Raw genomic sequence first — 8,313 nt, 5'->3', positions numbered from 1 at the left:
ACCTCGGTCGCCACGCCCTTTTCCTTCAGGCGAATGGCTTCCTCGACCGCGATCTCGTCAAACGGGTTCATGCTCATCTTGACGTTCGCAAGCTCGACGCCCGTCCCATCAGACTTCACGCGCGGCTTCACATTATAGTCAATCACCCGCTTCACGGGCACAAGGATCTTCATATCCAACATCCTCCTTATAAACGCCAATACGGGCACGGGCGGACCGTTTCCGGTCCCCCCGCACCCTTTGGTGTATCGTTCAGGTTAGGGAGCCGATCAGGCTGCCTTCCTCACTTCCGCGACGATCTTCTTGGCCGCGTCGCCCAGATCGTCCGCCGGGACGATCGGAAGACCCGAATTGGCCAAAATGTCCTTGCCCTGCTGGACGTTGGTGCCTTCCAAACGGACAACCAGCGGAACCGACAGGTTCACTTCCTTGGCGGCGGCGACGATGCCATTGGCAATGATGTCGCACTTCATGATGCCACCGAAGATGTTGACGAGAATGCCCTTCACCGCCGGGTCCTTCAGGATGATCTTGAAGGCAGCCGTGACCTTCTCGGTGGTGGCGCCGCCACCTACGTCCAGGAAGTTGGCGGGGAATTCGCCGTTCAGCTTGATGATGTCCATGGTCGCCATGGCCAGGCCCGCGCCGTTCACCATGCAACCGATGTTGCCGTCCAGCTTGATGTAGGCGAGGTCGTACTTCGACGCTTCGACTTCAGCCGCATCTTCTTCGGTCAGGTCGCGCAGTTCGGCGATGTCCTTGTGACGGAACATGGCGTTGCCGTCGAAACCGACCTTGGCGTCGAGGACGAGGAGGTTGCCCTGCTCGGTCAGCGCCAGCGGATTGACTTCGATCTGCTCGGCGTCGGTGTCTTCAAACGCGGCATAGAGCGACGCGGCAACCTTCGAAGCCTGCTTGGCCAGATCGCCGGTCAGGCCCAGAGCGTTGGCAACGGCGCGGCCGTGGTGCGGCTGGAAGCCCGAAGCGGGATCGACCGAGAAGCTGTGGATCTTTTCCGGGGTCGAGTGAGCAACCTCTTCAATGTCCATGCCGCCTTCGGTCGACACGACGAAAGCGATGCGGCTGGTGGCGCGATCGACCAGCAGCGCCAGGTAGAATTCCTTGGCGATGTCGGCGCCGTCGGTGATGTACAGCCGGTTGACCTGCTTGCCGGCGTCACCGGTCTGGATCGTGACCAGCGTGTTGCCCAGCATGTCGGCCGAATGGGTCTTCACTTCGTCCAGATTGAAGGCAAGGCGGACGCCGCCCTTGGCTTCGGGAGCCAGTTCCTTGAACTTGCCCTTGCCGCGACCACCGGCATGGATCTGCGACTTCACGACATAAAGCGGCCCAGGCAGCTTCTTGGCGGCTTCGACGGCTTCTTCCACCGTGAAGGCGGCATAGCCGGCGGCGATCGGCGCACCATACTTGGCCAGCAGTTCCTTGGCCTGATATTCGTGAATGTTCATGGGCTCGCCCGTCCTTGTTGCGTTCAACCTGATGGTCAGCGGCTAAGCACAGGCGGATTCGGCGCGCCAGCAGATTTTGCAAAATCACTTTGCAAAATTGCAAAACCCGCAGGCGCTAGAAAGCGAATTAGTGTGAAATGGGTCGGCAGGCGCTCAGAAGGCGCATTTCAGGGCGGCGCTGCTCGTCACCGCGAAAATCTCGGGATCCTCAAGCGCGCGGACCTTGTGCAGCAATTGCGCCGTCGACATTTTTTCCTTGTGAGACTTGCGGAGCGACGCCAGCGACTGGAGCTCTCGCAACTGTCCAATGCTCAGCCGGTCGGCCATGCGTTTCGCCATGCACCCGGCCATTTTCGGCGACAGTCCCGCCTCTACCAGCCCATTTCGCAAACGTGATTCGGGCGACAGCGATGCACAAGAGGACAGGAGCAAGGCGAAGGTCGCGACCAGCGCGACGCGGGACGAAATCCGGTTCATGGCGTTTTCCATGGCCCCGTCCCGCTGAACAGGGGATAAATGCGGTCATCTCGTTTGAGGAAGAATCCATGTTCGATCGAATTTTTGCCGACATGTCGCACCGCGTCGCCAATTGGGCAGGCCAGCCACCCGCTTTCGTCCTGGCGCTGGCCACCGTCATCATCTGGCTCGTGACTGGCCCGATCTTTCACTATTCCGACACATGGCAACTGGTCATCAACACCGGCACGACCATCGTCACCTTCCTGATGGTGTTCCTGATCCAGAATGCCCAGAACCGCGACGGCTCCGCCATACAGGCCAAGCTGGACGAACTGATCCGGGCGGTCGATGCGGCGCGCAACGATTTTATCGGCATCGAACATCTGACCGAAGCGGAATTGCAGCGGATCAAGGCTGTGCTGGAACAGGAATGCGGCGACGACGCGACACACCACCTCGCTATCGCAAGGCTGCTCGAACGCCGCTGACGCCCCGCATCAAGGAACGCACATTCAATGCGCGGAAATCACCAGTCTCTCATTTTCCCGCCGATGCGCATCGACCCGATCGGCATAGCCCTGCGCCAGGCTCTCATAGGCCGCCTTGCCCTTGGGCGAATGGCTGCCCTGCGCTCGCATCAGCGAAACCTGCTGGCGATGCAGCAGATAATTGACGTCCATCTCCATCGTCGCCCTCCTCTCATATGGCTCAAGAGTGTGGTCGCTTGCCTGTCCCTGCGTTCGACTCGCAGTCACGGACGGGCCAATTTATCATTGGCCGGGCTATTTACCTAATCTCCTCACGCAACTCGACGCGATAGGGGGACGATCCAGCGCAACAAGGCAAAACCCGCCAACGCAGACGCCAGCGATCCCAGCAATATGCCGCCCTTTGCCTGATCGACCAGCAGTGGCTGCCCCGGAAAGGCCAGCCCGCCGATGAACAGGCTCATGGTGAAACCGATACCGCACAGCATCGCCATGCCATAGACCTGCCCCCAACTGGCGCCATGCGGTCGGCGGGCGATGCCCAGACGGACGGAGAACCAGATCGCACCGAACACACCCAGTTGCTTACCCAGAAACAGGCCAAGGGCGATGCCCAGAGACAGCGGCGCAAACAGCGCGCTCAATGCCTGGCCATTCAATGTCAGCCCGGCATTGGCAAAACCAAACAGCGGCACGATGGCATAGGCGGTCCAGGGATGCAGCCCATGTTCCAGCCGATGCAGCGGACTATCCTCCCGGCCCGGATTGCCCTTGATCGGGATCGTCATGGCCGCCAGCACACCGGCAACGGTGGCATGAATGCCCGACAGGAGCATGAAGTACCACAGGACCGCGAAGCCCAGCAGATAGGGCGCCAAAGCCCGTACCCCGGCCCGATTACAACCATAGAGCAATGCCAGCACCACCGCAGCACCCGCCAGCGCGTAAAGATCGATACCCTGACTATAAGCCAGCGCGATGATCGCCACCGCTCCCATATCGTCCACGATCGCCACTGCCGTCAGGAACAATTTGAGCGACGCCGGCGCCCGAGAGCCGAGCAGCGCCAGCACCCCGATGGCAAAGGCGATATCGGTCGCGGCAGGAATGGCCCAGCCATTGGCCAGTCCGGACTGCCCGCCCGCAACCGCCAGATACACCAGCGCCGGTGCGGCCATGCCTGCAATCGCCGCCAGAACCGGCAATCGGCGCTGGTCCCAGGTCGACAGGCCGCCTTTCAGAAACTCCCGCTTGATCTCCAACCCGACTGTCAGGAAGAAAATCGCCATCAACCCGTCATTGATCCACAAATGCGGCGTCATTGGCCCAATAGATGGCGACAATGCCGGTCCAAGCGGCCGATGCAGCACATCATGATAGACATGATCGATCCCCGGCAGATTGGCGATCAGCATGGCCAGAGCCGCCGCAATCATGAGCAGCACGCCACCGCCCGCTTCTTCTTTCAGAAATTGATAGGCCTGCTTCATCCGCTGTCCCGTTTCTCATGACTTGCACAACATTAGTCAAACAGCACCGAACGACTTTTCACACGGAATCGGAAAGAGCTTGGAACCACCTTGCGCAAATGTCATCCTTGGCCGCTGGGGCACAGGGGGGCAAGGGCCTTGTGGGACATGCTGGTCGCAGGGTTGATGGCTCTGCATCACGAATGCCTGCTGTTCGCGGTGGTCGGTCTGGCCATCGGTGGCATCGACGATTTTCTGATCGATATCCTGTTCCTGTGTCGCCGGACCTGGCGGAAGTTTTTCATCTATACCCGCCATCCGCGCATGACCTCGGCGACCCTGCCCGATTCCTCCACCCCCGGTCCAATCGCCGTCTTCATCCCGGCCTGGCAGGAGGCGGATGTCATCGCCCCCATGCTGCGCCATGCCCTCGGCCAGTGGCAGTACGGACAATATCGGATTTTCGTCGGCGTCTATCCCAACGACCCAGACACCATCAACGCCGCTGCCCCGATTGCGGAGGGCGATCCGCGAATCATTCTGGGTGTCAACCCGCATCCCGGCCCCAGCACCAAGGCCGACTGCCTCAACGTCCTCTGGCGCGCGATGCGCGCCAGCGAACTGGAACAGGGCCGTCCTTACAAGGCGGTCGTACTGCATGACGCCGAAGATGTCGTCCATGCCGACGAAATCCGCCTGTTCGATTTCATGATCGACCGGTTCGACATGGTGCAACTCCCCGTCCTGCCACTTCCCGGCCGGGGCGGATGGCTAACCCGCGCCATCGCCAATCACTATTGTGACGAATTTGCAGAGAGCCATGGGAAAGCGCTGACGGTTCGCGAAGCCGTGGGCGCCTCCATTCCCTCCGCCGGTGTTGCCTGCGCCTTCGAACGGCAGATGATCGGTCGCCTTTCCGACCCTCAGCATGGCGGTCCGTTCGACCCTTCCTCCCTGACCGAAGATTATGAGGCAGGGCTTCGCATCAAGAATATGGGGGGACGCGGCATCTTCGTGCGGATGCGCGATCATAAAGGCGATCTGGTCGCAACGCGCGAATATTTCCCCGACACGATCAAAGACGCCGTTAAGCAGAAGGCGCGCTGGATGGTCGGCATCTCGCTGGCGGGATGGGACCGAATGGGCTGGCATGGCGGCCCGACTGAATGGTGGATGCGCATTCGCGATCGCGCTGCCACCATGGCCGCCTTCGTCCTATTTGCCGCCTATCTGGCGTTCGGCCTATGGGTCTTGTTCACGGCCATCGACCTTTTCGCGCCGTTGCCAATGGCGCCCCTGCCACCCCTGATTGATGGGCTTTTAACACTCAACCTTGCGCTCATGACATGGCGCGGCGGGATGCGCGCGCTCTTCGTCGGCCGGGCTTATGGATGGCGCTATGGCCTGGGCGCCATCCCACGAACCCTCATCGCCAATTACATCTCCATATTGGCGGCGCGGCGCGCCGTTTTCCTCTATGGCAAGTCCCTGCTGGGCAAGCCGCTCACGTGGGACAAAACCCAGCATCGCTTCCCCGATCTGAGGAGCGATACATGACCGCAGCCGGCGGCCGTCCATTGCGCTTTTTTGGGGCGGTAATGCTCGGCTGGGTCAGCGTGCGCGTTGCGGGTTTCCTTCTACCGCCTCTGCTGCCCACACCCGGCCAATCGCCAGCACCGCCTTTCCCCCCATATCCGGTGCCGTCAAGGGTGATCCCGCAGGCAATGGCGCTAGACAGGCCATCGCTCGAAGCCGGCACGACATCCACATTTCGCCCACCACGCCTTATCCAGCCACCGGCATGGGCTGGCGCCAGTCTGAACGACGGCACGCGGCTCGATCTGGCCCAGTTCATCACGGAAGCAACTGATTTCGCGGATGCTCGTCACACTACCAACATCAATCAGATGACCGGCTTTTCCACACCGACGCCCCTTTTGCCTGCACCACCAAACACTGACCGATGGCGGGCAAGCGCCTGGCTGCTCTGGCGCCCCGGCAACGACGCCATCAGCGGCCCGATCGCCGGCAGCCGCCTCGGCGGATCGCAGGCGGGTGTGCGGGTGGACTATGAACTCACACCCACGGCCGACACCCGCACTGCCGCTTATGGCCGACTGAGCGGCGCGCTGGAACGCCCCACTGCCCCGGAAGCCGCCATCGGCATCGCCTTCCAGCCGATCCGCGCCATCCCCTTCAGTCTCGCCGCCGAACGACGGATCGCCCTTGGCCAGGGCGGGCGTAACGCCAATACGGTCATGGTCGTCGGCGGCTTCGGACCGGCCATGATCGTCCCCGGCGTCGAAGCGGAAGGCTATGCGCAGGCCGGCATGGTCGGCTTTCATCGCCGGGACGGCTTCATAGACGGCAAGATATCCATGCTGACACCCCTGCCCCACATGCCGATCCGTGTTGGAGCAGCCCTATCGGGCGGCGCACAGCCCGGCGCGAGCCGGCTGGACATCGGCCCTGAAATGCAAATTCGCCTGCCACTGCCCCGCATGACGACGCGCCTGATCATCGAATGGCGCGAACGGATCGGCGGCGATGCGCACCCGGACTCCGGACTTGCCGTCACCCTCGCCAGTGATTTTTAGGCGCAGGGTGCCGTACCGCCTTCCTATCGTCGCCATTTGCCTTTAACCGGATCAGGCATGGATCTGTACCTGCCCATCGCCAATCTTTCGGTCAACGCGCTCGTCATCATCGGACTGGGCGGCGTGGTCGGACTGCTGTCCGGCATGTTCGGCGTGGGCGGCGGCTTTCTCACCACGCCATTGCTGATCTTCTACGGCATCCCCCCGACCGTCGCCGCCGCATCGGCCGCATCGCAGGTCACCGGCGCCAGCGTATCCGGCGTCGTCACCCATATGTCGCGCGGCACCGTCGATTTCCGCATGGGCGGCGTGCTGATCGCTGGCGGCATCGTCGGCGCAGGGCTGGGCGTGCTGATCTTCCGCCTGCTCCAGCAAATCGGCCAGATCGATACGGTCATCGGCATCCTCTATGTGCTGATGCTGGGCGGCATCGGTGCCCTGATGGCCAAGGAATCCATTCAGGCGCTGATCGCCCTCAAGACCGGCCAGCGGCGGCAGGCGCGCAAACGCCGCCATCACCCGCTGGTCGCCGCCCTTCCGATGCGCTGGCGCTTCTATCGCTCGGGCCTCTATATCTCGCCGCTGGCCCCGCTGCTGCTGGGCATGGCGACGGGCATCCTCACCATGTTGCTGGGCGTGGGCGGCGGCTTCATCCTGGTGCCCGCCATGCTCTATCTGCTGGGCATGACCACCCAGTCGGTGGTCGGCACATCCCTCTTCCAGATCCTGTTCGTCACCATGGCGACGACGATGATGCACGCCATGACGACCAAGGCCGTCGATCTGGTGCTGGCGATGCTGCTGCTGATCGGCAGCGTCACCGGCGCGCAGGTCGGCACCCGCCTGTCCATGACGATCCGGCCGGAATATCTGCGCATCCTGCTCGCCGCGATCGTGCTGCTGGTGGCGGCCCGGATGGCGCTGGGACTGGGCTGGCGTCCCGACGAAATCTACACGATCGAGTTGCACTGATGCGCTGGCGCATCCCGCTATGCCTGCTGCCCGCCGCCCTGCTGCTGGGCGCGGCGGACGAACCCCAACTGGTGCCCGACGTGTCGCAGCGTGAAGTCGAGATCCAATATAGCTTCACCGGCGCGGACCTGCTGCTGTTCGGCGCGATCGTCTATCCGGACGGCCGCAAGCCCGACAAGCCGGCCGATATCGTCGTGGTGCTCAAGGGGCCCGAACAGTCGATCGTCATGCGCGAAAAGCAGAAGGTCGCCGGCATCTGGGTCAATGCCGACACAGCGCGCTTCCGCTCCGCCCCCAGTTTCTACGCCATGGCCTCGTCCCGCCCGATCGACAAGATCGTCGATGAACGCACCGCCGCCATCTACGAACTGGGCGTCGACAAGCTGCAACTTTCGCCTTCCTCGCTCAACGACAGCGCCGAACTGTCGCGCTTTCAGGAAGGGCTGGTCGACCTGCGCAATCGCAACGGTCTGTTCGTCGAGCGGCCGGGCACGGTCGAAATCACCGATGGCGTCCTGTATCGCGCCCGCCTGCCTTTGTCCGCCCGCGTGATCGTGGGCGACTATACCGCCGAAACCTTCCTCGTGCAGAATGGCCGCGTGGTCGCGGCGGCCGTGCGCGATATCACCGTGCGAAAGTCCGGCTTTGAGCAGTTCATGGCCAGCGCCGCGGAAAACTGGCCCTTCGCCTATGGCCTTGTCGCAATGGCGCTGGCCGTGGGCATGGGATGGGCGGCCGGCGCGATCGCCCGCCGCATCTGATCGCTAGAGTCGGATGACATCAGATTGATCCGTATCCGGAATTGATGAGATATTTGCGGCATTCTGCGGGACTGAAAGCATCGAGCAGCGATCCGATG

General features: G+C 62.3%; 9 protein-coding genes and 1 pseudogene. 5 read left to right on the top strand and 5 right to left on the bottom strand.

Translation table 11 applies throughout. The features are described from left to right. From BMX92_RS26405 to BMX92_RS26395, 3 genes and pseudogenes are all read right to left on the bottom strand, one after another. Positions 1-173 (bottom strand): annotated as a pseudogene (locus tag BMX92_RS26405) (electron transfer flavoprotein subunit beta/FixA family protein); the annotation flags it as partial. A gap of 96 nt (positions 174-269) precedes the next feature. Next, the gene (sucC, locus tag BMX92_RS26400) at positions 270-1,469 is read right to left on the bottom strand and encodes an ADP-forming succinate--CoA ligase subunit beta (protein ID WP_093022645.1); all 1,200 of its coding nucleotides are present in this window, start codon (positions 1,467-1,469) and stop codon (positions 270-272) included. 153 nt (positions 1,470-1,622) lie between these two features. After that, the gene (locus BMX92_RS26395) at positions 1,623-1,946 is read right to left on the bottom strand and encodes a hypothetical protein (protein ID WP_093022654.1); all 324 of its coding nucleotides are present in this window, start codon (positions 1,944-1,946) and stop codon (positions 1,623-1,625) included. A 68-nt stretch (positions 1,947-2,014) separates the two neighbouring features. Between BMX92_RS26395 and BMX92_RS26390 the strand changes: the two genes are divergently transcribed. Next, positions 2,015-2,416 (top strand): low affinity iron permease family protein, encoded by a 402-nt coding sequence (locus BMX92_RS26390; protein WP_093022641.1) that lies wholly within the window; start codon positions 2,015-2,017, stop codon positions 2,414-2,416. 24 nt (positions 2,417-2,440) lie between these two features. On the opposite strand, the gene BMX92_RS27615 is transcribed toward BMX92_RS26390, so the two are convergent. Next, complete coding sequence (locus tag BMX92_RS27615; RefSeq protein WP_177185286.1) at positions 2,441-2,614, bottom strand: hypothetical protein; 174 nt, start codon at positions 2,612-2,614, stop codon at positions 2,441-2,443. Positions 2,615-2,727: 113 nt separating this feature from the next. Next, the gene (nhaA, locus tag BMX92_RS26385) at positions 2,728-3,906 is read right to left on the bottom strand and encodes a Na+/H+ antiporter NhaA (RefSeq protein ID WP_093022638.1); all 1,179 of its coding nucleotides are present in this window, start codon (positions 3,904-3,906) and stop codon (positions 2,728-2,730) included. A gap of 147 nt (positions 3,907-4,053) precedes the next feature. On the opposite strand from nhaA, the gene BMX92_RS26380 reads away from it, so the two are divergent. From BMX92_RS26380 to BMX92_RS26365, 4 genes are read left to right on the top strand one after another with little or no spacing between them, the layout of a single operon-like run. Continuing rightward, entirely contained in the window at positions 4,054-5,442 is a 1,389-nt protein-coding gene (locus BMX92_RS26380; protein WP_093022651.1) for a glycosyl transferase family protein, read from the top strand. Next, the gene (locus BMX92_RS26375; RefSeq protein WP_177185285.1) at positions 5,439-6,482 is read left to right on the top strand and encodes a hypothetical protein; all 1,044 of its coding nucleotides are present in this window, start codon (positions 5,439-5,441) and stop codon (positions 6,480-6,482) included. Before BMX92_RS26380 ends, BMX92_RS26375 begins: the two co-directional genes overlap by 4 nt. Before the next feature lie 57 nt (positions 6,483-6,539). Beyond that, positions 6,540-7,454 carry a sulfite exporter TauE/SafE family protein gene (locus tag BMX92_RS26370; RefSeq protein ID WP_093022635.1) on the top strand — a complete coding sequence of 305 codons (915 nt, stop codon included), beginning with the start codon at positions 6,540-6,542 and terminating at the stop codon, positions 7,452-7,454. Beyond that, on the top strand, positions 7,454-8,215 hold the full coding sequence (locus BMX92_RS26365) for a TIGR02186 family protein (protein WP_093022632.1): 762 nt from the start codon (positions 7,454-7,456) through the stop codon (positions 8,213-8,215). The genes BMX92_RS26370 and BMX92_RS26365 overlap by 1 nt, the downstream gene beginning before the upstream one ends. Positions 8,216-8,313: the final 98 nt, after the last annotated feature.

The sequence above is a fragment of the Sphingobium sp. YR768 genome, assembly GCF_900111125.1.
GTDB lineage: Bacteria > Pseudomonadota > Alphaproteobacteria > Sphingomonadales > Sphingomonadaceae > Sphingobium.
The sequence above is the reverse complement of the archived record's forward strand: the minus strand, read 5'-3'. Positions and strand labels throughout refer to the sequence as shown.